Annotated in this window: 18 protein-coding genes and 1 pseudogene; 10 read left to right on the forward strand and 9 right to left on the reverse strand. The window is 72.5% G+C overall.

The annotated features are described in order from the left end of the window. Positions 1-123 precede the first annotated feature (123 nt). Entirely contained in the window at positions 124-2,571 is a 2,448-nt protein-coding gene (locus ACFSZT_RS06175; RefSeq protein ID WP_377478188.1) for a LuxR C-terminal-related transcriptional regulator, read from the reverse strand. Next, entirely contained in the window at positions 2,568-3,821 is a 1,254-nt protein-coding gene (locus ACFSZT_RS06180; protein WP_377389572.1) for an Hsp70 family protein, read from the reverse strand. Before ACFSZT_RS06180 ends, ACFSZT_RS06175 begins: the two co-directional genes overlap by 4 nt. Positions 3,822-4,067: 246 nt before the next feature. Between ACFSZT_RS06180 and ACFSZT_RS06185 the strand changes: the two genes are divergently transcribed. From ACFSZT_RS06185 to ACFSZT_RS06215, 7 genes are all read left to right on the forward strand, one after another. Further along, positions 4,068-5,354 (forward strand): IniB N-terminal domain-containing protein, encoded by a 1,287-nt coding sequence (locus ACFSZT_RS06185; RefSeq protein WP_377389570.1) that lies wholly within the window; start codon positions 4,068-4,070, stop codon positions 5,352-5,354. 96 nt (positions 5,355-5,450) lie between these two features. After that, positions 5,451-7,256 (forward strand): dynamin family protein, encoded by a 1,806-nt coding sequence (locus ACFSZT_RS06190; protein WP_377389568.1) that lies wholly within the window; start codon positions 5,451-5,453, stop codon positions 7,254-7,256. Then, complete coding sequence (locus ACFSZT_RS06195; protein WP_377389567.1) at positions 7,253-8,506, forward strand: GTPase; 1,254 nt, start codon at positions 7,253-7,255, stop codon at positions 8,504-8,506. Before ACFSZT_RS06190 ends, ACFSZT_RS06195 begins: the two co-directional genes overlap by 4 nt. 38 nt (positions 8,507-8,544) lie before the next feature. Continuing rightward, positions 8,545-8,991 (forward strand): limonene-1,2-epoxide hydrolase family protein, encoded by a 447-nt coding sequence (locus tag ACFSZT_RS06200; protein WP_377389565.1) that lies wholly within the window; start codon positions 8,545-8,547, stop codon positions 8,989-8,991. A 148-nt stretch (positions 8,992-9,139) separates the two neighbouring features. Next, on the forward strand, positions 9,140-10,915 hold the full coding sequence (locus ACFSZT_RS06205; protein WP_377389563.1) for an endonuclease/exonuclease/phosphatase family protein: 1,776 nt from the start codon (positions 9,140-9,142) through the stop codon (positions 10,913-10,915). Positions 10,916-11,192: 277 nt separating this feature from the next. Next, positions 11,193-12,131 (forward strand): DUF222 domain-containing protein, encoded by a 939-nt coding sequence (locus ACFSZT_RS06210; protein ID WP_377389561.1) that lies wholly within the window; start codon positions 11,193-11,195, stop codon positions 12,129-12,131. Further along, a complete protein-coding gene (locus ACFSZT_RS06215; protein ID WP_377389559.1) occupies positions 12,128-12,364 on the forward strand; it encodes an HNH endonuclease signature motif containing protein in 237 nt (78 codons plus the stop codon). Before ACFSZT_RS06210 ends, ACFSZT_RS06215 begins: the two co-directional genes overlap by 4 nt. A 342-nt stretch (positions 12,365-12,706) precedes the next feature. Here the strand turns inward: ACFSZT_RS06215 and ACFSZT_RS06220 are convergent, their stop codons facing one another. The 5 genes from ACFSZT_RS06220 to ACFSZT_RS06240 form a co-directional block, all read right to left on the reverse strand. After that, positions 12,707-13,135 (reverse strand): hypothetical protein, encoded by a 429-nt coding sequence (locus ACFSZT_RS06220; protein WP_449301407.1) that lies wholly within the window; start codon positions 13,133-13,135, stop codon positions 12,707-12,709. Next, positions 13,128-15,887: an FtsK/SpoIIIE domain-containing protein gene (locus ACFSZT_RS06225; protein WP_377389557.1), complete on the reverse strand. Its 2,760-nt coding sequence runs from the start codon at positions 15,885-15,887 to the stop codon at positions 13,128-13,130. Before ACFSZT_RS06225 ends, ACFSZT_RS06220 begins: the two co-directional genes overlap by 8 nt. A 7-nt stretch (positions 15,888-15,894) precedes the next feature. Next, a complete protein-coding gene (locus tag ACFSZT_RS06230) occupies positions 15,895-16,140 on the reverse strand; it encodes a hypothetical protein (RefSeq protein WP_377389555.1) in 246 nt (81 codons plus the stop codon). Between the two features lie 3 nt (positions 16,141-16,143). Then, positions 16,144-16,404, reverse strand: coding sequence for a hypothetical protein (locus ACFSZT_RS06235; RefSeq protein WP_377389553.1), 261 nt, complete (start codon positions 16,402-16,404; stop codon positions 16,144-16,146). Positions 16,405-16,516: 112 nt separating this feature from the next. After that, positions 16,517-17,236 (reverse strand): GAF and ANTAR domain-containing protein, encoded by a 720-nt coding sequence (locus ACFSZT_RS06240; RefSeq protein ID WP_377389551.1) that lies wholly within the window; start codon positions 17,234-17,236, stop codon positions 16,517-16,519. A gap of 109 nt (positions 17,237-17,345) precedes the next feature. On the opposite strand from ACFSZT_RS06240, the gene ACFSZT_RS06245 reads away from it, so the two are divergent. Both ACFSZT_RS06245 and ACFSZT_RS06250 read left to right on the forward strand, forming a co-directional pair. Next, positions 17,346-18,641, forward strand: coding sequence for a PP2C family protein-serine/threonine phosphatase (locus ACFSZT_RS06245; protein ID WP_377389549.1), 1,296 nt, complete (start codon positions 17,346-17,348; stop codon positions 18,639-18,641). After that, positions 18,638-19,657 (forward strand): cobalamin B12-binding domain-containing protein, encoded by a 1,020-nt coding sequence (locus ACFSZT_RS06250; RefSeq protein WP_377389547.1) that lies wholly within the window; start codon positions 18,638-18,640, stop codon positions 19,655-19,657. The genes ACFSZT_RS06245 and ACFSZT_RS06250 overlap by 4 nt, the downstream gene beginning before the upstream one ends. 5 nt (positions 19,658-19,662) lie before the next feature. Here the strand turns inward: ACFSZT_RS06250 and ACFSZT_RS06255 are convergent, their stop codons facing one another. Further along, on the reverse strand, positions 19,663-20,529 hold the full coding sequence (locus ACFSZT_RS06255; RefSeq protein WP_377389545.1) for an SAM-dependent methyltransferase: 867 nt from the start codon (positions 20,527-20,529) through the stop codon (positions 19,663-19,665). Positions 20,530-20,763: 234 nt separating this feature from the next. Between ACFSZT_RS06255 and ACFSZT_RS06260 the strand changes: the two genes are divergently transcribed. Then, positions 20,764-21,285 carry a DUF4396 domain-containing protein gene (locus ACFSZT_RS06260; protein WP_377389543.1) on the forward strand — a complete coding sequence of 174 codons (522 nt, stop codon included), beginning with the start codon at positions 20,764-20,766 and terminating at the stop codon, positions 21,283-21,285. A 37-nt stretch (positions 21,286-21,322) separates the two neighbouring features. Here the strand turns inward: ACFSZT_RS06260 and ACFSZT_RS06265 are convergent. Continuing rightward, a pseudogene (locus ACFSZT_RS06265) lies at positions 21,323-22,153 on the reverse strand (EamA family transporter); the annotation flags it as partial.

The following is a 22,153-nucleotide window of genomic DNA, read 5'->3' on the forward strand; positions in this document are numbered from 1 at the left end:
CCACGCGGCGGAACCTCACCCGGTCCACCGCTTTGACCGCCACGTGCCCGTTCCCGCTCGACCGCCGGACCCCGCGCACTCGGCGGACCATGCTGGGCCCCTGGGTCTGCCGGGACGCCCCGCTTACCCAGCCCGGTCCGCGACGGCGGCGCGGAGGCGGGCCAGGAGGTCGCTCCGGCTGGTGGCGCCGAGGCGCTGGCGCATGCGTGCCATGTGGTGCTCGACGGTCTTGGCCGAGATGAACAACTGGTCGCCGACCTGCTTGTACGTCATCCCGGCGACGACCAGCTCGGCCACCTGCAGCTCCCGCTCGCTCAGCTGCGTGGCCCCAGTGGGCGCGGTCGCCGGCTCGGGCGCGCGGCCCTGGAGCTGACGTGCGCAGTCGAGCAGGGTCACCATCGCGGACCGGTCGGTCGTGCGGATGGCGGCCTGGCCGGCGAGCCGCGCGGCGTCCCAGCGCAAGCCGGCGTCGTGCAGGCCCCGGGCCGCCGCTTCGACGCATTCGGCGTCGACGTCGCCGCCGATGACTCGCAGCCAGCACTCGGCGGCGGTCGCCATGGTCGTGTGGAACCCGCTGTGCCGCGCGCCGTCCGTGAGGGCGCGCACGTGCTCGGCCGCCTCATCGCGCGCCTCCGCCATGATCGCCGCATGCAGGCCGCTCCAGCGCAGCCATACCGACCACAGTGGAGGGTCGCCGAGCGCGGCCAGCAGCTCGTGTGCCCGGCGGAGTTGGTGCGCCAGCCGGTCGCGGTCGCCGAGCCGTGCGGCGGCCACGGACAGCTCACCGAATGGCAGCAGTGTGAACAGGTCCACCGGATGCCGGATGACGGCGTCGCACGCCTCGCCCCAAATGGTCCGGAGCGCACCGAGGTCGCTCGCCCTCCGCGCGAGCGCCGCACGCAGTCCGATCGCGAACAGCCAGTCGCGCGGCGAGAGATCCGCGCCGGCGGCGGTGAGACGGTCGTTCGCGACGTCGGTGTCCCCGCGCAGCATGGCGAGCCAGCCGAGCAGCAGGGTGTGCCGCGGCGCGAGCGCCCGGCCGCCCGTCTCGGCGGCCACGGCCCGCTCGAGGAGCGTCTCCGCGATCCCGAGTTCTCCACTGTGGATGGCCACGAGCGCACCCAACGCGGCGGGCGTGTCCGGCAACAACACCGACCGGCCGACCGGCTCCAGCATCTCGGCCGCGCCGACCACAGTGGACAGAGCGGTCACCGGCGGTCCGGTCACCGACTCCACCACACCCTGCGCGGCCGCCGCCACCGCACCGGCGAGCAGGGTCGGCGGCTCGTCGCCGTCGGCGGGAGCGTCGAGCAGGCGCTGGGCGTCGGCGAGTCGTCCGGTGCCGACCAGGCCGAGCGCGGCGTAGCCGGTGCACGTCCGGCCACCTGCCCACCGGAACAGCTCCGCGCTCCGGGCGAGCTGGCCGCGATGCACCAGTGCCGTTCCCGCGACGCGGGCACCCTCGCGCCGACCGGGAGCGGCGGGGTCGGCGAGCACCTGGTCGGCGAGCCGGGCGGCGGTGTCGAGGTCGCCCGCCCGCGCCGCCGCTTCGGCGCACCGCGCGCCGACCACGCCCGGCCGCGTGCCGGCCGCGACGGCCGCCCGGTAGAGCCGCGCGGCGAGCGCGGGATCGTCCGGCGCGGCCTCGTCGGCAGCGGCCTCGAACGCGGCGGCGGGCTCCGGGCCGGTCAGTCCACTGTCGACCAGCGGTCGCACGAGACCGAGCACCGGGCCGCGCCGGGCGAGCTGAACGCGCACCAACCGCTGGTACACGGCGAACCGGCGCTCCGCCGGCACCTGGGCGACCAGCGCACGGCGCGCGATCGGCAGCAACGTGCCGTCGTGGCGCAGCAGACCCGTCGCACGTGCCGCGTCGAGCACCTCGCCGACGCGGCTGTCCGGGCAGTCGAGCACCCCGGCGAGCAGCTCCGCGTCGAGCGTCACGCCGGTGCCCGCGGCCAGCAGCAGAGCGAGCGTGTCGGCACCGAGCCGGTCGAGCTCCGGGCGGAACTCCGCCAGCGCCTCGCCAGGAACCTCGGGTTGTTTGCCCACTGTGGAAGCCAGCCGGGCGACGTAGCCGGGCACACCAGCGGTCTCGGCGTGCACGAACTCGGCGAGCCGGGCGCGCTCGCGGCCCAGCACGGCAGCCACCGCCGCCTGGTCCAGCGGGCGAAGCACGATCTGACCGGACAGCCTCGTCAGCACGTCGTTGAGCGCGGCCGACCGCGGCCAGGGGCGCGCGGCGATCACCACGCCCTGCTCCTGGTCGTCGGCGAGCTCGCGCAGCTGGGCGATGCCCTCGCCGCCGAGCTGGTGGGCGTCGTCGACGAGCACCAGCGCGGTGCCGGAGTCATGCTCGCCGAACCGCGCGGCCGGGATCCCCGACCGCGCGCACCCGCGGGCGAGGTGGTCCAGCACCGTCGTCTTGCCGTACGCGCCGGGCGCGAGAATCGCCAGCCGTGCCGGTGCCAGCCGCCCGCTCGCGACGGCCTCGCACAGCCGGCGCGTCGGCTCGTCCAGCACCGGCTCGGCAGCCGAGGCCCGGGACAGCACCGGGTCGCCCAGGCTCATCGGCGGTCCTCGCCCCGGGAGTCCTTACGCCGCAACGACAACGTGCGCTTCGGCGGTTCCAGCGGGGTCACCTCGACCGGCGGCCGGGGCGGTGGCGGCTCCAGGTCGTCCGGCCCGTCCCGGTACACGGCGGGCAGCTCGTGCCGCGCGGTCACCAGCTCGCCCGAGCCTGAGCCCGAGCCCGCGTCCGAGCCCGCGTCCGCACCCGGTTCCGGGCGAGGTCCCGGACACGGTCTGGCCGCCACCGCGGCGCCCCGGGCCAGCGCGGTGGCGGGATCGTCATCCACCGCCACCGGGCAGTCCAGCATGGTCTCGGCCAGCTCCCGCACGAGCGGCACCGCTGCCGTGCCGCCCACCAGCACCGCCGCTTCGACGCCGTCACCCGGCGCCTGCGCGAGCATCCGGTGCAGTTCGGTCACCGCCGCCGCCAGAACCGGCCGCGCCAGCCGCTCGAACTCGGCACGCGGCACGGCGAGCCCCTCGGTGACGTGCACCTCGCGAGCGTGGGCGAGCCGCTCCTTGGCCACCACGCACGCCGACCGCAGCCGCGCCATCGCATCCGGATCGCGCTGGTCGGTGCCGGTCCGCTCGACGACGTGCCGCACGAGCAGGTCGTCCAGCAGCGCACCGGCACCGCATTCGGCGTTCTCGGCGTGCGTGAGGAGGTCGAACCCGCGCGGACCACGGCGCAGCAACGCCGTCTCGACGGACGTGCCCCCGATCCGGCACACCGCCAGAGTCCCGCCCGGCGGCACCTCGGCTTGCGCGTGCCTGCTCTCCGCGGCGGCGATCGGGGCCGGTAACGCGAGCACACCCGGCAAGTCGGCGCGATCGAGCGCCTCGTGCAGCAGGCCGCGCCGGTACCCGGACCACTCGGCCGGATGGGTCACAACAATGCGTTCCGGCGCGGCGCCCTCGAGGTCCGCGACGCGGTCGGCGACCCACCCGATCAGCGCGGCTGCCAGTGTCTCGGCCGGGTAGGAGACCTCCCCGAGCACGTACGGCACGGGGTCGCCCGTCCGGCGCAGCGGGCCGAACGCGACGCGCTCCGGCTCCGTCGCGGCCATGCGCATCGCCGCCTCGCCCGCCAGCAGCTCGCCGGCCGCCGACACGTGCAGCACCGAGTCCAGCCACGGCACCGCACCGCCGAGCGGTACCACTTCGGGTGGCCCCCAAGGGCCTGCGGTGGCACGGCAGACCGCGGCCGTGACGCGTGTGGCACCGACGTGGATGCCCAGCACATAGCGCATACGCGACGGTTCCTCACGATCTGTTCGCTCGCCTGGCCCAGGGTGTCCCCTTTCGTACCAAAGTGGGTCCGGCCCCGCGCACCCCCGACTCGCGGCGAGCGGCACCCCCTAATCCCCTAACGAATCCCCGTACGCCGCGCGCCGATGACGGGGAGTGATCCCCGATGCCCCGCGAGTGGCCGGGCTCCTAACGTGCTCGCGACCGCCTCTCGGGGCGTCGTGACATCCCACGCAAAGGAGATCTTCTTGTCCATCCACGAGGAGCAGACGCTGCTCGACTTCGTGCAGACCCTGCTGACCGACGCGACCGCGCGCACGGCGTTCGCCCAGGACCCGACGCATGTCCTGCAGTGCGCGGGCCTCGGTGACATCACCGCCCTCGACGTGCAGGAAGTGGTGCCGCTCGTCATGGACTACGGCTCCGCCGTCCCCGCGCTGCCCGGCCTGCAGTCGCTGCCCGAGCTGCCCGTCGGCGCCGAGGGCATCGAGGGCGCCATCGCGCAGCTGCAGGGTGTCGCACAGGCCGCCGCGGCGAAGGTCGAGGACTCCTCCGCCGACGCCCGTTCCGACGCCGAGTCGGGCAGCCTCGCCGGCGAGATGGACGCCGACGGCGCCAGCTTCGCCGCCAACGGTGACTCGCTCGCGGGCGAGTACATCGCCGTCGGCGGTGCCGGCCCGGAGAGCGCGGGCGGTGCCGCGGCGCTGGACGGCGACGCCGTCGCGGGCGCGGGCATGGTCGACGCCACTCTCGAGGGCGTGACCGGCGAGTTCGGCCTCGCGTCCCAGCAGGGTGAGCTGACCGGCTTCGGCGCGGGCAGCACGGAGGGCTTCGCCGGTGGCGCCGCGTACGAGGGCGACCTCCTCGGCGCCGAGGGCACCGGCACTGCCGGCCTGGACGCCGTCGCTGTCGGTGGCTCGCTCGAGACCCCGTTCGGCTCCTACGGCGCCGAGCTCGCCGGTGAGCCCGCTCAGCCGTCGCTGCCCGAGGTGGCCCCGACCGGTGACCTCGCCGAGGTGCTGGACTCCGAGGCCATGTCCCGCAGCGGTGAGGCGGCGGCCGCGAGCACCCTCGCGACCAGCGCCGTCGGCGGCCTGCCGCTCGAGCTGCCGGTGGATGTGCCGGCGGACGTGCCGGCCGAGCTGCCTACCGACCTGCCCGCCGCGCCGGAGCTGCCGGTCGGCGAGCTGCCCGTCGACGTCCCGGCGGACGTGCCGGCCGAGCTGCCTACCGACCTGCCCGCCGCGCCGGAGCTGCCGGTGGGCGAGTTGCCCGCCGACGTGCCGGCCGAGCTGCCCACGGACGTGCCCGCCGACCTGCCGGTGTCGCTGCCGGAGCTGCCGGTCGCCAACCCGCTGCCCGCCCCGCAGGACCTCCCCGCGCCGCAGGAGATCCCGGCCGCCATCGAGGAGGGCGTGCAGCACAACCCGGTCACCGAAGGTGTCAACTCGAGCCCGCTGGGTGAGGCCACGGGTGCGATCCAGGACCTGCCGGTCGAGGCGCCGCAGGCCGGTGACCTGGGTCTGGGACTCTGACCCGAAACTGATTTCAGAGCGATAACAGGCTGGGCTCGTGGATATCACGGGCCCAGCCTTTGTTGCGGAGAGTGACCGGGGCACACTTTCCGCCCGATGATGGCAACGCCCTGGCTCGACGTGCTGGACGAGACCGTCCGGATCTGTGGCCTGCATGCGCGCCCCGACCTGGTCGAGCGGCTCCGCACGCGCCGCGCCGATCTCGCGGGGCCCAAGGTGCGCGTCGTGGTGGTCGGCGAGCCTGGCCAGGGCAAGAGCCAGCTGGTCAACGGCCTGGTGACCGCTCCCGTGTGTGCTGTTGGCGACGACGTCACCACCACTGTTCCCGCCGTGGTCGAGCACGCTCCGGAACCGACGGCGACCATCGCCACCGACCCCGGCGACCGGCTCAGCATCGAATCGTCCGGCCGGGTTCCGGCTCCCGTCGAGGCCGTCACCGCGAGGGCCAACCGCGACGCCACCGCCGTCCGCGCCGAGGTCGGGCTGCCGCGCAAGTTGCTGGAATCGGGCCTGACGCTCATCGACTCGCCGCCGATCGGCTCCCCGGCCTCGCCGTACACGCACCGCACGCTCGGGGTGCTCGCGCAGGCCGACGCCGCGCTGCTGGTCTCCGACGCCACCCGGGAGCTCTCCGCGAGCGAGGTGGAGCTGCTCGGCCGGGTGCTGCGGCTGTGCCCGACCGTGGTCGTCGTCCTCACCAAGATCGACCTCGTGCCGGGCTGGCGTGCGGTCGCCGAACGCAACCGTGCCCGGCTGCGGCGCGACGGCCTGCCCGCGACGGTCATCCCCGTGTCGGCGTCCCTGCGTCTCGCCGCGGCCCGCACCGCCGACACGGCGCTCAACGAGGAGTCCGGCTTCCACACGCTCGTCCGGTACCTGCACTCGGACCTGATGGGCCACGTCGACCTCCTGCGCAGGCGGTCGACGGCGGCGCTGGTGCGGATGACCGTCGAGGAGCTCGCCACGCCGCTGCGGGAACGCATGGCCGAACTGCGCGACGGCGGCACCGACGAGCTCACCGCCCGCTGGCGCGCCGCCGGGCGCAGGCTGGAGGAGCTGCAGCGCGAGTCGGCGCGCTGGCAGACCGTGCTCTCCGACGAGGTCGCCGACCTCATCGCCGATCTCGACTACGACCTGCGCGACCGCACCCGTCGCATCGTCCGCGAGGCCGACGAGTACTTCGACGTCGCCGACCCCGCCAAGGACTGGCCCGAGTTCGCCGACTGGCTGCACGACAACCTCCGGGCCGCCGCCGAGGCCAACTCCTCGTGGCTGCTCGACCGGTTCGAGTGGATCGCCCGCAAGCTCGCCCGGCGCATCGCGCCGCGCGGCCAAGGTCTGTTGCCCGAGGCGCTGCTGGGGCCGGTGCCGCGCGAGCACATCGGTGAGCTGAGGATGCCGAACGTCGAACGGTTCGGCATCGGGCAGAAACTGTTCGTCGGCATGCGCGGCTCGTACAGCGGGCTGCTGATGTTCGGCCTGGCGACGACGCTGGCGGGCATGCCGCTCATCAACCCCATCTCGATCGGTGCGGGTGCGGCGTTCGGCGCGAAGAGCGTGTTCGAGGAGCGCGGCAGCAGGCTCAAGCGGCGCCAGTCCGCGGCGAAAACGGCGGCGACCCGGCACGTCGACGACTTCTTCCTCGCCTACGGCAAGCAGAGCAAGGACACCGTCCGCCAGATCCACCGCGAGCTGCGCGACCGGTGCGCCGCCGTCGCCGACGAGCTGCGCGCCGAGATCACCGACACCGCCAAGCGGATCAAGCAGGTCATCGACACCGAGACCGCGGAGCGGGCAGCCGCGTCCCGCGAGGCCGCGAAGCAGGTCGAGCAGCTCAACACGCTGTACAAGCGGGCCCACGCCCTCACGGCCACCGACTCCGTGCGCGGGCTGACGGCGTGAGCCTGCCGGAACGGACCTGGGCACTGCTGGACCGGGCGCTGGAGGCGTACGCGAACTCGCCGCGCGCGACCGCCTGGCTGCGCGGACACCGCGCCCGCTTCGCCGAACCGATCCGGGTCGCCGTCGCCGGGCCGGCCGGGTCCGGGAAGTCGACGCTGGTTCGGGCGCTCGCCGGGGATGTCGAACCGGCGTGGCAGGGGCAGGGCGTCGCACGGTTCCACGTGCCGCAGAGCCGCTCGCAACCCGAACTGATCCTCGTCGACACCCCGGCAGCCGACGGCGAGTCGGCAGAGACCGGGGTCGTCGAGCGGGCCTGCCTCGACGCCGATGCCCTGCTCTACCTGACCGCTCACCCTCACGCCGCCGACCTGTCGTTGCCCCGCACCGTGCTGGACCGGCCCGTGGCGCGGATGTCGCCGATCACCACGCTCGTGGTGCTCTCCCGCGCCGACGAGCTCGGCGGCGGCAGGCCGGACGCCCTGGTCTCCGCGCGGCAGGTCGCACGGCGCCACCGGCGCGTGGGCGAGCTTGCGGCCATGTGCCAGGACGTCGTCGCCGTGGCCGGACTGGCCGCGTCCGGGGCACGCACACTGTCCGACGAGGACTTCGAGACCGTGGCCGCGCTCGCCGCCGTGCCGAAGGAGGAGCTGGAGCCGTTACTACTGTCGGTCGATCGGTTCGCCGCCGAACCCGGCCGGCAGGCGGTGCTGGCGCGGCTGGGGCTCTTCGGGGTCCGGCTCGCGACGACGCTCGTGCGGCATGGCGCCACCAGCCGGACGGCGCTGTCGGCCCAGCTGCTGCAGCGCAGTGGATTCACCGACCTCCGCGACTCCATCACCCGGTACCTCACCGAGCACGCGCCGGTGCTCAAGGCCCGTTCGGCGCTGCTGGGGCTGGAGGTGGTGCTCCGCATGGAACCCCGCCCGGAGGCGGCAGCCCTGGTCACCGAGTTCGAGCGCACGCTGGCCGCCGCGCACGAGTTCGCGGAGCTGCGGGCATTGTCGGCGGTCACGACCGGGCGGGTCCGGCTGCCGGACGAGTTGCGGGAGGAGGCCGTGCGGCTCCTCGGCGGGTACGGCGCCGAGCCCGCGTCCCGGCTGGGGGTGGAGATCCCGGACCCGCAGCGCGCGTTCGGCGCCCTGCGCCGCTGGCAGGGCTGCGCCGCCAACCCGGTGTTGGGGGCCGCCGAACGGCGCGCCGCCGCCGTGGTCGTGCGCAGTTGTGAGGCGCTGGTCACAGGATTCCGGTAGGTTCGGCGCGGACCGAGTCCATCGACGAGGAGGTCCCGATGTCCGAGACGCCCGGCGCAGCATCGTCCACACCACCCGTCGAGGTCGTGCGGGCATTCCTGTCCGCGCTGGAACGGCTGGACATCGACGAGGCGCTGGCGTACGCGGCCGACGACGTGGTGTACCAGAACGTGCCGGTCAAGCCCGCCCGCGGCAAGCGCGCGTTCGAGAAACAGATGCGGTTCATGGCGAAGTACGGCTCCGGCTTCGAGGCGCGGCTGCACCACATCGCCGCCGACGGGCCGATCGTGCTGACCGAGCGCACCGACGTCCTCGCCGCGGGCCCGTGGAAGGCCGAGTTCTGGGTGTGCGGAACGTTCGAGGTGCGTGAGGGCAAGATCGTCCTCTGGCGGGACTACTTCGACTGGACCACCGTGCTCGCCGCGAGCGCACGTGGCGGTGCCAGGGCCGTGGTCTCGACGATCCGGGCGCGCCTCGGCCGCTGACGACGGCGGGTGGTTCCGACCTTCGGACTCCTCCACGTTGCGCAAAGTCCTTCCGTCGTTCACTCGACTGGGTAAAGATCGTCGCGTGACCGCACTCTTTCGTCGGGCGACTACGGTCGTCACCGCACTTTCGGTAGCCGGTTCCGTCGTGTTCGTCGCCCCAGCGGCCGCCGAACCGGCCGCCACCCGCATTAACGACGTCCAAGGCCACACCCGGGTCTCGCCGCTGGTCGGCGAGACGGTCACCGTGCCCGGCGTGGTGACCGCGACGCGCACGTTCGGCTCCGCCCGTGGTTTCTGGCTGCAGGACACCCAGCCCGACGACGACCCGCGCACCAGCGAGGGCCTGTTCGTCTTCACCGGCTCGCGCTCACCCGCGGTCGCTATCGGCGATGCCGTGACCGTCACCGGCCGGGTCAGTGAGTACTACCCGGACGGCCCCGACTCGGCGTACCAGTCGCTGACCCAGCTCACGGGCGCCACCTGGACGACCGTTTCCCGCGGAAACGCCGTGCCCGAGCCGCTGGCCGTCACCGAGGACACCGTGCCCGGCCGGCTGGCCCCCGAACCCGGCGGCAGCATCGAGAGCTTGCCCCTGGAACCCGGCCGCTACGCGCTGGACTTCTGGGAGGCGCACGAGGCCGAGCTCGTCGGCGTCACCGACGCGCGGCTGGTCAGCCGCAGCACGGACTACAACGAGCTCTACATCACCACCAAGCCGGACGAGAACCCGAGCGCCCGCGGCGGCACCGTCTACCGCGGCTACGACCGGCCGAACACCGGCATCCTCAAGATCGAGTCGCTGATCCCCTTCTCGCAGCGGCCGTTCCCGCAGGCCGACGTGGGCGACACGCTCACCGGCATCACCTCCGGACCCGTCGAGTACGACCAGTTCGGCGGCTACACACTCATGGCCAACGTGCTCGGCGAGGTCAAGCGCGGCGGCCTCGAGCGGGAAGTCACGCGAAAGCAGCGTGGCGGCGAGCTCGCCGTGGCCACCTACAACGTCGAGAACCTCGCGGCCGTGAACGAGCAGGAGAAGTTCGACGCGCTCGCCCGCGGCGTCGTGGAGAACCTCGCCTCGCCGGACATCGTGACGCTCGAGGAGATCCAGGACGACAACGGCCCCGAGGGCGTCGGCGACGGCGTCGTGTCGGCGGAACGCACGCTCGCCCGGTTCGTCGACGCGATCGTGGCCGCGGGCGGGCCGAGGTACGAGTGGCGGCAGATCGATCCGGAGGACCTGCGGGACGGCGGCCAGCCCGGCGGCAACATCCGGGTCGGGTTCTTGTTCAACCCCGGCCGAGTGTCCTTCGTGGACCGTCCGGGTGGTGATGCCACCACTGCCGTTCGGGTCGAGCAGGAGCGCGGCAAGCCGCGGCTTTCGGTGTCGCCCGGGCGGATCGATCCGGCGAATCCCGCGTGGACCGACAGCCGCAAACCGCTGGTGGGCGAGTTCGTCTTCCACGGCCGGACGGTTTTCGTGGTGGCCAACCACTTCGCGTCCAAGGGCGGCGACCAGCCGCTGCACGGCCGCTACCAGCCGCCCGTGCGCAGCTCGGAGGAACAGCGTGTGTCGCAGGCGAAGGTGGTGCGGGCGTTCGTCGACGACGTGCTCGCCGCCGATCCCGGCGCCAACGTCGTGGTCGCCGGTGACATCAACGACTTCCAGTTCTCGCCGACCGTGCGGACCCTTACGGCCGGCGGCGCCCTCACGGCCTTGATCGACACCCTGCCGCCCGAGGAGCGGTACAGCTACGTCTACGACGGCAACTCCCAGGTGCTCGACCACATCCTCGTGTCGCGTTCGCCCCGGCGAGTCGAATACGACGTGGTGCACATCAACGCCGAGTTCGCCACCCAGGCTTCGGATCACGATCCGCAGGTCGTCCGGTTCCGGCCCGGGAACGGGGCGGGCTTGTAGGCCTGGGGCGGTGTGGCCGATTGCGGTCGCCGTGTGTGCCGTTCGGGTCGCTGTGTCTGCCGTCTGTGTCGCTGTGTCTGCCGTTCGTGTTGTCGTTTCGGCCCAGAATTGGTGTGAGTGGGCCGTTCACGTTATTGGTTGTCGTTGTTGTGGTTGCCTTGGTTGCTTGGGTGGTTGGGTTTCAGGCACGCCTTCGGCGCGCCGTGGGAAACTGCCGCTCCACGCATCACCGTGCATTGTCTGATTGCTAGCGGCAGTTCCCCACGGGACGGGTTTCGTGGTCACGTTCCGTTGTTTTTCGGTTCACTCGTATGATTCGGTATTTCGCGGTAGAATCGTTGGTATGGGGGAAAGTTCTATCGATGAGGTTCTCCGGCTGGAGCGGGAGATTGCTCGGCTGCAGGCATTGCAAGTGCGGGCTTTGGTGGAGTATTCGGCGTCGCGGGACGATGCTGCCGATGTGGCGTCGGAAGTGGCGCTGGCGTTGGCGATTTCGGAGAATGCGGCGCGGATCAAAATAGGGTTGGCGCGGGATTTGGTGACCCGGCTTCCGGAAACGTTGGGTGCGTTGTCGCGGGGTGACATTGATTTGTACAAGGCGTCGAAGGTGTCGGAGCCGACCTCGGTGTTGTCCGATGACATGGCCGGGGAGGTCGATGCGGCGGTTGCTGGGCGATTGGTGGGGCGGGATCCGTCGTCGATCCGGCGGATAGTGAACCGTGCGGTGTACAAGGTGGATCCGGAGGGTGCTGCGGCGCGGGCGGAGGCGCGGCGGCGGGAACGGCGGGTCGAGCTGAGGCACGCCGACGAGGCGATGGCCACCCTGACCGCCGATTTGCCCGCCGAGGTGGCCTCGGCGGCGTATGCGCGGATCGACCGGTGTGCCCGCGCGCTGCGCAACGCCGGTGACGAGCGGACCATGGATCAGCTGCGGGCGGACGTGTTCGCCGACCTTCTGCTCGGTCAGCACTCGGGCGGTGGCTCACCGAAGGCCGAGATCTTCATCCACATCGACTTCGCCACCCTCGCCGGCGTCGCCGACAACCCGGCCGACCTCGCGGGGGGCACGGACCTCTCCCGGCGCCGATCGCGCGGGCGATCGCCTTCGACCCCAATTCCACCTGGCGGCGCATCGTCACCGACTCCCACACCGGCGCCCCGATCGACGTGGGCCGCGAGCGTTACCGGCCACCGGCCGTCACCGCCGACCATGTGAAGGTCCGCGACCGGGAATGCCGGTTCCCCACCTGCCACCGGCCCGCCCACGACACCGATCTGGACCACGTCGTCCCGTACCAGCGTGGCGGCGACACCAACACCGGCAACCTCATCGGGCTGTGCCGACGCCACCACCGCACCAAACACACCTCCGGCTGGCGATTCCACCTCACCGACACCGGGACGCTGAACATCACCACACCCACCGGCCACACCTACCGAACGCCATGACGCACGGCCGACGGGCGTGCCGCCGCCGCAACGAACCACGGGTCTTGGCAGTGGTGACCTGGGCGAGACCCGTGGCCGTGTCGGTAGCCTCGGCCCACGCCTTACCGCGCGGCCCGTCGGCCCACCTCGCGCGGCCTGGTGTACGGGGACGGTGGCCAAGCGACCTACCTCGCCCGGCGCCATCGGGCCGGGGCGCACCTGGCCAAGCAACCGCTCTACCTCGCGCGGCCTGCGTAAACGGGGACGGTGCCAAGCAACCCGCCTCACCCGCGCGCGCTGCCGCTGCGGGGCCAGCCGCCGAACATGCGCCACTGCCGAACATGCGGCGCCGGCGAACGCCGCCTACCGCGCCCGCCAGCTCAGTTTCAGGACCGCCTGGGTCAGCTCGTGGTAGGCGGGCCGGATGTCCTCGGCGTAGCGGTGCAGCCACTCGCCGCGCGCCGAGGCGATGGGCTCCGGCTCCGGCCCCACGTCCAACCAGGACAGTCGCGCGACGTTGTCGGCGGCCATGTTCCACCAGCGCCGGGCGCGGTCGTTCATGGCCTGCTCCGCCTCGGTCGCCGCCGTCACCTTCTCGGCGGCCGCGGCGATCTCCCCGTTGAGCTCCTCGGCGCGGGACTCCTCCCAGGCGCGCAGGTCGGCAGCCGCCTTGCGGGCCAGTCCCACGATCTCCTTGTACCGCACGGCAGCCGTGCGGGCACCGTCACCCAGGCCGTCACCCACACCGTCACCCAGGCCGTCACCCATGCGGTCGCCCACACCATCACTCATCGTCGGCCTCCGGTCGGCGGAACGGGATCACGACCTCGGGGGAGGAATGCGTCGTCCGGTCGAAGAACAACGCCCGATCCGGCCGGGGCGACCAATGCACGACTTGACCCGCGCAGAACGGAGCCAGCTCGTTGCCCTGCACGTCCAGCGCGGCCCACGCGCCGATGTCGTCGGTGCCGCCGAAGCCGAGCGTGTCCTTGAGCCGTGCCACCCCACGCCACCACCCGAGCACGTGCAACCCGCGCCCGGGACCCTGCTTGAGCAGCGTCCGCAGGTGGTCGAGCCCGCTCTGCTTGCCGGGTTCCTTGTGTTCGAGTGCGGGCAGCGCGGCATCCACGCCGTACAGCACGACGATGCGCGACGTCCGCATGCCGGGCAGCTCGGTGGACAGTGTGGTCACCAGTTCGGACAGCCCGTCGGCGGGCACCACGTCGGCCTTGTGCCCCTCGGCGACGAGCCGCTCCCCGAGCACGGTGACGGCGGTCAGGCAGCGCTCCACCGCACAACACAACACGAACTCGACGTGCCCGGGCTGGTACTGCCGCGCCAGCGACCGCGTCGCCGAGTCCAGAATGGACAGCGCGTCCTTCTGGCTGGTGCCCAGCACGGCAAGGTTGCGGCCCGGTGCGCCGGTGAGCTCCACCGCCTGGGCCGTGTCGGCGACGTCGATCGACTGGCCGACCAGCGCGCGCGGGCGTTCGGTCGGCGACAGCGACGTGAACGCCGCCGAGTCCTCCAGCGCGGGCGCGTGGGCACCGTCGAACAGGCGTGGACTGCCGTGCCCGGCATAGCGTTCCCATAGTTGCCGCTGCAGCGCGGGGAACACACCCTTCGAACTCGCGTCCGGGATATGCGCGAGCTGGTTGCCGTGTGCGATGCCGGAGTCGTGGTTGACGACGGCGTGCCAGCGTGGCGCGGCCACCGCCGCCTGGTTCGTCTCGGCGAGCACACGCCGGGCCTTCGGCATGGCGATCCGCAACGTGCACTGCTCGAACACCGCCGGCTTGCCCCAGAACGCCTCGATGCCCGCGATGTCCTGGCTCGCCAGGATCAGGTGGATGCCCTGCGAGCGCCCGCGTCGCGCGATGTCCTCCAGCAGCGACGTCGCCAGCGCCGTCACCGCGTCGCGCTCGGCGAAGAGGTACTGGAACTCGTCGATGACCGCGACGATGCGCGGCCAGTGTCCGTCCGGGTCCTGCTCGCGCAGCTCGGCGAGGTTGGTCACCTCGTGCTGCTTGGCGGCGGCGGAGCGCCTACGCAGCTCGTCGGCGAGAAACCGCAGCAGCGCCAGCCCGAACTCCCGGTCGGTGTTGACGTTGACGCCCACGAGCCGCGCGTGCGGCAGCCAGCTCGCGTCCTTGCGCCCGGGCGCCAGCCCCGCGAACGACACGCCCTCCTTGAAGTCCAGCAGGTACAGCGCCAGCTCGTCCGGCGAGTACCGGGCGCACAGCGAACCCAGCAGCGCGTACAGGAAGTTGGTCTTGCCGGAGCCGCTCGGTCCGCCGATCAGCGCGTGCGGGGTGGCGTCGCCGATCACCACGTCCACCGGCTCGCCCTCGTAGAACCCGACGGGTGCGCGCAGCTCCCTCGCCGAGCACTCGGTGCCGTACTCGGTGGGCAGCAGGTCGGCGAACGAGCGCGGCCCGCCCTGCTTCTCGATCAGCGCCTCGGCGATCCGGCTCGCCGCGGTGGTGACCTGGCCGGCAGGCAACGGCGGGTCCAGCCGCACCACGAGGTCGGCTCCCGTCATGCTCGTGACGGCCTCGCGCTCGTTGCGCAGGCTGATGGTCTCGACGGAGCCGCCGAGCATCGTCGGAACGTCCACCAGGATCAGCGAGATCCCCGCCGCCAGTGCCCCGCTCGCCACCCGTTTGAGGTCGCGGATCTGCTCCGGCTGCAGCTCCTCGCCGTTGCCGTAGAGCACGCCGATGCGCCACGGTTCGAGCCGCTTGCCGGTGGCCCGGCGCATCGCCCGCAGCGACGGGTAGCCGGCCTGCATCGTGTAGCCGTGGATGCGGCGGATGTGCCCGGCGAACTCGTCCAGCAGGTCGACCAGACGTGTCGGGTCGTGCACCGTGACCGCGCTCGTGCGGCTGAGCGCGTAGAAGTTGGGCAGCACCGCCGTGAGCCGGCCGACGTCCCACAGGTGGACCTTCACCGCGCCGGGTTCGAAGGTGCTGAGCACGCGCATCAGCAGGTTCTCCACCAGCGCGTCCACGGCCGGGCGCGTCTTCGGCGCCGACGTGATCGCCAGGTGCGACTCGTCCAGCAGCGGCACGGCGACGTCGAACGTCAGCTCCGTGCCGGGCGTCCGCCCCGCGTCGCCGCCATCCACTGTGGACTCGCCGATGCGCCACAGTTCCGGTGGCGTCACCCCGGCCGACGTGCCGACCCGGCCGAGCCACTCGCCGGGTGGCCTGCCCGCGGGGCCGGGCGCGCTCGCGGCGACCAGCTCGCGCAGCCGGTTCGGCCCGTCGGCCCACTCGGCGTAGAACTGCGTGCGGACACCGTTCAGCCAGGTGAGCACCTCGGCCATCGCCGGGTCGGTCATCCGCTCGCAAAGCTGCGGGTCCTGCGTGGCGCGTTCCATCCCGGCGCGCACGATGAGCTGCTCCAGCTGCCGCTTCGCGAGGTCCGCCTCGGCCGCGGCCCGGGCGTTGCGGGCCGCACCTCGGGCCAGCCCGATCTGGTGGCGGAGACGATCGAGCGCCGCGACGACGCGGGCCCGCTGCTCGGCGACCTTCCTGCCCATGACGCTGCTACAGCCTCGCCTCGTAGTGGTTCAGCAGCTCACCGGCTCCGGCGAGCCGGCCTGCCTCGCTGTCGATCTGATCGAGGGCATCGGCCAGCTGCGGCGGTACCCAGGGCTCGGCCTGGGCCTGGACCTCGACGATGACTCGCCGGTACTCCTCCAGCAGCTCCTTCGCGCGGTCGGTGTGCGCGCGGGCGTCGGTGAGACCGGTGTGCACCGCGGCGAGCGACTGGCGCAGCTGGTCGAACGACATCGGCTAGAGCCGCGCCGAGTAGCTCTCGGCGGAGGAGATGCAGGCCTGGATGGTGCTCTGGGTGCCGTTGATGCCCTGCAGTGCCTCGGCGAGCAGGCCGTGTGCCTGGTTGACGTCCTCCTGCGTGCTGCCGGACGTCGCCATCGCCAGGGTCTGCTGGGCTTCCTCGAGCGCTTGGGCCGCCTGCTGAAGGGCGGCGATGCTGGCGGAAGCCTTCTCGTTCGCGGCGGCGATCCCTGCGCGGATCTCTTCCACTCCGGGCATGGGGCGGACTCCTTGAGGAGGTCGGGTGTGTCGGATACCAACTTAGCGTGACTGATCGACTCCGGACAGATGCAGGCGGGGGGAGCCCGTCGCTTTGCTGGGTACGCCGGACTCAGGCGCGCGGTGTGTGCGCCTGGATCAGCCGCTCGGCGATCTCGCGCAGCTTGGTGTTCTGCTCCTGCGAGATCCGGACGAGCAGGTTGAACGCCTGCTCACCGCCGATGCCGTAGCGCTCCATCAGCATGCCCTTCGCGGTAGCGATGATGTCGCGGCTGTCCAGCGCGGATTTGAGCTGGGCCTGCTTCTGGGAGCCGGTGAGCGCGAGCGCGGCGTGTGCGGCGAACAGTTCCGCGAGGTGCACCGACTCGGTGTCGAAGGCGTCGGGGACGCCGGAGTAGAGGTTGAGCGAACCGACCGTGGACCGGGTGGTGAACAGGCGCACCCCGAGCAGCGATCTCATGCCGCGGGCGGCGGCGGCAGGCGCGAACCGGGGCCATCGGCTGTCGGTGCTCAGATCACCCGTCCGGTAGACGGGATCCTCCAGCACGGCGTCGACACACGGCCCCTCGCCGAGTTCGTGCTGCAGCTGGTCCAGCCGGGAGACCAGCTCGCTGGACGGGGCCACGGAGCGGATGCGGCCCGATTCGAGCAGGGACACCCCGGCGTGCTCGGTCCCCGGGACGGTCGTGGCGGCCACGGAGACGATCCTGGCCACGGTTTTGTCGACGTCGGCGTCCGGCACCATTTCCCGGGCGGCCTTGCCGAACACCTCGGCGAGCTCTTCGAGCGGCAGGGCGGCTCGGCCTGCGGCACGTTCCATGTCGGCGGGCACGGCTCGATTCTGCCCTGCCCCGTCCGGACCACTCGCCGCGACAGTGGTATCGGGGTTCGCGCGGGGCTAGGGTCGGGATGCAAGGCACGACGGCCCCGGAGGAGCGCCTATGGATGCGGCCGTACGCCTCGGAGTCACCACAGCCGCCACGTCGCCCGAAATCCTGCGCCGACAGTCGGAGTTCCTCCTCGACGCGTCGCGGCAGCTCGCGGGTTCGTTGAACGTGCGGCGCACCGTCCTGCGGGCGTTGCACCTCGCCGTCCCCTTCCTCGGTGACAGCGCGGTGCTGGCGCTGTTCGAGGGACGCGGCGTCGCGCTGTTCGTGGCCGACGCGCAGGGCCCCGCGAGCGAAGGGGTGTTGGTCCACCGGCTCGACGAGAACTCGGGGCTGCGCCACATCGCCGAGGTCGGTCGCCCCGAGCGGCTGCACCTGGCCGGGCCCGGGGCGGCGGAGGGGCTGGCCGGCCTCATCCCGGACGAGGGCGTGCGCGGGATCGTCGGGACGCCGGGGCCGACGGACGTGCTCGGGGTCGGGCTGAGCGCCCGCGGGACGACCGTGGGTGTGCTCGTCGTGCTGCGCGAGGCGGGCCGCGGCTACGACGCGCGGGACGTCGGGATCGCGGAGGACTTCGCCCGGCTCGTCGCGGTCGGGATCTCGGGGGCGCGGCTGTACGAGGAGCGGATGCGGACGGCGGCGACGTTGCAGGAGAGCCTGCGCCCGCCGGAGCTGCCGGAGGTTCCCGGGCTGCGCCTGGCCGCCCGGTACCGCGCGGCCAACGAGCAGATGGACGTCGGCGGCGACTTCTACGACGTGCACGGTGGGCCGGACGATCTCGGGCTCGTGGTCGGGGACGTCTCCGGCAAGGGGATCGAGGCGGCGGTGCTCACCGGCCGGGCGCGGCAGACCATCAAGACGGCGGCCTATTTCGACCGCTCGCCCGCCAAGATCCTCACCGCGCTCAACGACGTTCTGCGCGAGGACGGGACCGGCCGGTTCATCACGGTCGCATGCCTGCGGCTGCGGCGCGTGGCGGATGGGCCCGGCTTCACCGCGACGATCGCCGTCGCCGGGCACCCGGCTCCGCTGGTGCTGCGCAGCGACGGCACCGTCGAGCGGCCGGACGTGCGCGGCACGCTGTCCGGTGTCCTGTCCGGCCTGAGCTACACCGAGGTCGAGCTGCGGCTGGAACCGGGGGACGCGCTGCTGGTGTACACCGACGGGGTGGAGGAGGCCCGGGGACGCGAGGGGTTCTTCGGGCTGGACCGGCTGCTGGAGCTGCTGCCCGTGTACGCGGGGGCGGATCCGGAGGTGTTGTGCGACGCGGTCGAGCGCCGGGTGCTCGACTACCTCGGTGGCCGCGACCACGACGACATCGCACTGCTCGCGGTCGGGTGCGACCGGTGACTCGCACCGATGCGCTCACTCGCGGTCTGGCCGACTTCGAGCACGCGTTGGCGGCACGGGACGTGGTGGCGGCGGTGGACGTCGTCGAGGAACTGCTCCACGACGGGGCCGACGCCGTCACGGTGGCACTGGACATCATCGCCGCGGCGCAACGACGCGTCGGGGAGCGCTGGCTGCGCGGGGAGTGGTCCGTCGCGCAGGAGCACGCGGCCACCGGGATCTCGGCGTCCGCGCTCGAGGCGATCGCCCGGCGCGTCAGCCGAAAGGCGGCACCCAGGGGCCGGATCGTGCTCGCCTGCGCGGAGCGCGAGTGGCACACGTTGCCGGCGCTGCTGGTCGCCACGGGCCTGCGGGAACACGGGTGGGACGTGACGTGCCTCGGCGCGTCCACCCCGGCTGATCGGCTGGCGTCCTATTTGCACGATGTCGACCCGCACGTGGCGGCGGTGAGCTGCTCGGTGGTCGGCGCGCTGCCGAACTCGCGCCGGTTCATCGAGGCGGGAACGGGTGCGGGCATCCCGGTGCTCGCCGGCGGGTCCGCGTTCGGCCCCGACGCGCGGCGGGCGGAGGCCCTCGGGGCCACGGCGTGGGCGCCTTCCCTGCGAGCCGCGGCCGACGTCCTGGACGCGCTGCCCGCCGTCGTCTCGCCCGCCCCTCCGCTGCCGGCGGGGCTGTTGGCGGAGCAGCGGGTGCTGGAGCTGGAACACCACGCGCGGACCGAGTCGCTGCGGGGTCACTGGCGTCCCGAGGACACGCTGGGCCCGGACACCACCGGCCACGACGAGGTCGCGGCCATCGCCAAGGACTGCGTCCAGCACGTCCTGTACGCCGTGCAGGCCGCCTTGCTGACCGGGGACGGGCGGCTGGTGCGCGACGCGGCGGAGTGGATCGGCGCGGCGCTCACGGCGCGCGGCGCGCCCGCGTCGGTGACGTCCGCGCTGGGCGACGAACTCGCTCACGAGCTGCGTGGCCGCGAGCGTGCCGTCACGCTGGTGCGCCGGTACTGGCCGAGGTGAGGGCGTCAGTCCTTCGTCGCGGTGACGAAGGCAGGCCGGTCGAACAAGCCGCCTTCCTCCGGCAACGTCAGGTCCAGGTCCGTGGCGACCTCGGCGGGGTTCGCCTCGGAGACCGTCCAGCCGTGCGCGCGGAACCAGGCGGCACAGTCGATGCCCGGCTCGTCGTAGAACAGGTCGTCCACGGTCAGCGAGATGCCGAGTTCCTTGCGGAGGCGGTCCAGTCTCGGGTCGTCGAGGCTGTCGGCGGTGGGCCGCGTGAACACCTCGACGCACGCCGCGCTGCCCGGGCCGGACAGGTCGTCCACGGCCGTGAGCAGGTGCCGCTGGCTGTCGGCGGGCAGGTAGGGCAGCAGGCCTTCGGCGAGCCAGGCGGTCGGGCAGCGGGGTGAGAATCCGGCGCGGACGAGCGCGTCCGGCCAGTCGCGCCGCAGATCGATGCCGAGCGCCGTGTGGTCGGAGCGGGCCTCGGCGGAGGCGGCGGCAAGCACGCTGTTCTTGAAGCCGATGACCGTGGGCTGGTCGAGCTCCCACGTGCGGGCGGGCATGGCGAGCCGGTACGGCCGGGTGTCCAAACCGGACCCCAGCAGCACTGCCTGCGGCGTGCCGCGCTCGGTGGCGTGCAGGAAGAAGTCGTCGAAGAACCGCGTGCGCACGGTCAGGTAGTGACGCAGGACTTCGGTGTGGGCACCGTCCTCGCCGAGCGCGTCCAGAATGCGCGTGGGCAGGTCGGCGGCCTTGACGAGTTGTTCGGCGTACGGGTCGTGAATCCGGGCGTCCGGGCGCGCTGTTTCGGCCGCCCTGGCCGCGGCGACCCACACTGCGGTGACACCGACGCCGGAGTTGATGTCCCAGGTGTCGTGCTTGCTTCGCATGCCCCCACCTCCTTGATCACCGAGTCACGTTTCGTGACGGTAGCGCCACGGTGTGGAGTGAGGACGAGCGCTTGTGAGTCACTTAACGAATTGTCTCGATGATTTTCGGTAATCGCGGGCTAAAACCGCAGAATTCGGGTGCAACAACGGAGTCGGGTGGTCCTCGCGGACACGCAGGGGTTGTACGGCATACCCGTAGGGGGTATGTTGATGGTGAGCGAAGGGAGCACTCCCATGCCGGATCTGCACGATCGCCACGTGGCGCCGGGCGCACATGTCAGTAGCCACCAGCACGGCCACGCGGCCCCGGGCGGTCATCCGGCCACCTGGGGCGTGGCAGTGTCGGCCACGTTGCACTGCCTCACCGGTTGCGCGATCGGCGAGATCCTCGGAATGGTGATCGGCACGGCGCTCGGCTGGCACGACGTGCCGACCATCGTGCTGGCCGTCGCGCTGGCGTTCGTCTTCGGTTACGCGCTCAGCATGCGCGGCGTGCTGCGCGCGGGTGTGGGCGTGCGGAAGGCTCTGAAGGTGGCGCTGGCGGCCGACACCGTGTCGATCACCGTGATGGAGCTCGTCGACAACGGGGTCATGGTCGCCGTTCCGGGTGCCATGGAGGCCGGTCTGGGCACGCTGCTGTTCTGGGGTGCGCTCGCCGTCGCCTTCCTGGTCGCGTTCCTGGTGACCCTGCCGGTGAACAAGTGGCTGATCGGTCGTGGTCGCGGGCACGCCCTGGCCCACGCCTACCACCACTGACGCTCGTGCGACGGGTGGCCGTCACGGTTCCTGCGGCGGCCACGCCGACGCAGGCCAGCGCCACCCACTGCCACGGGCCGAGCAACTCCCGCAGCAGCAACGTGCCTGCCAGACCCGCGGCCGCAGGCTCCAGGCTCTGCAGGATGCCGACCGCACGCGGCGGCAGGTGACGCAGCGCCGCCAGTTCGAACGAGTACGGCAGCACGGCCGACAGCACGGCGACCAGCGCACCCTGGCCGAGGACGACGGGATCGACCAGCGCGCCGCCGCTCTCGGCGATCCCGAACGGCAGAGCCAGCAGTGCCGCCCACCCGAGCGCCAGCGCCAGCGGCGACCCGCCGGACATCCGTGCCCCGGCGCGCTTGCTGAGCACCAGGTAGGCCGCCATCGACACCCCGGAGACGAGAGCCAGCGCGAGACCCGGCAGCGACGCCGGCGCGTCACCCGGCGCGTCGAACAGCCACACGCCGAATCCGGCGAGCAACGCCAGTGCCAGGTCGATCGGCCGCCGGGACGTCACGACCGCCAGCGTGATGGGACCGAGCAGCTGCACCGCCGTCGCCAGTCCCACCGGCAGCTGGCGCAAGGCCAGGTAGATGACGTTCATCCCCCCGATCGCCGTCCCGAAGCCGATGACCAGCAGCACGTCGGGCTTGCGGCGGGGCAGCGCGGGCCGGTGCACGAGCAGCAGCAGCGCCGCGGCGATGCTCAGGCGCAGCGCGACGACCCCCAGTGGGCCGAGCGAGTCGAACATCCCCTTCCCGGCGGCCTGGCCGAACTGGATGCTGAGCACACTGCCGAGCACGAGAAACGGTGCCGTGCGATCGCCCATGACTTCACGATCGGCGGGCACACCGTTCACGTCCAT

Source organism: Prauserella oleivorans, assembly GCF_042685745.1.
Taxonomy (GTDB): domain Bacteria; phylum Actinomycetota; class Actinomycetes; order Mycobacteriales; family Pseudonocardiaceae; genus Prauserella_A; species Prauserella_A oleivorans.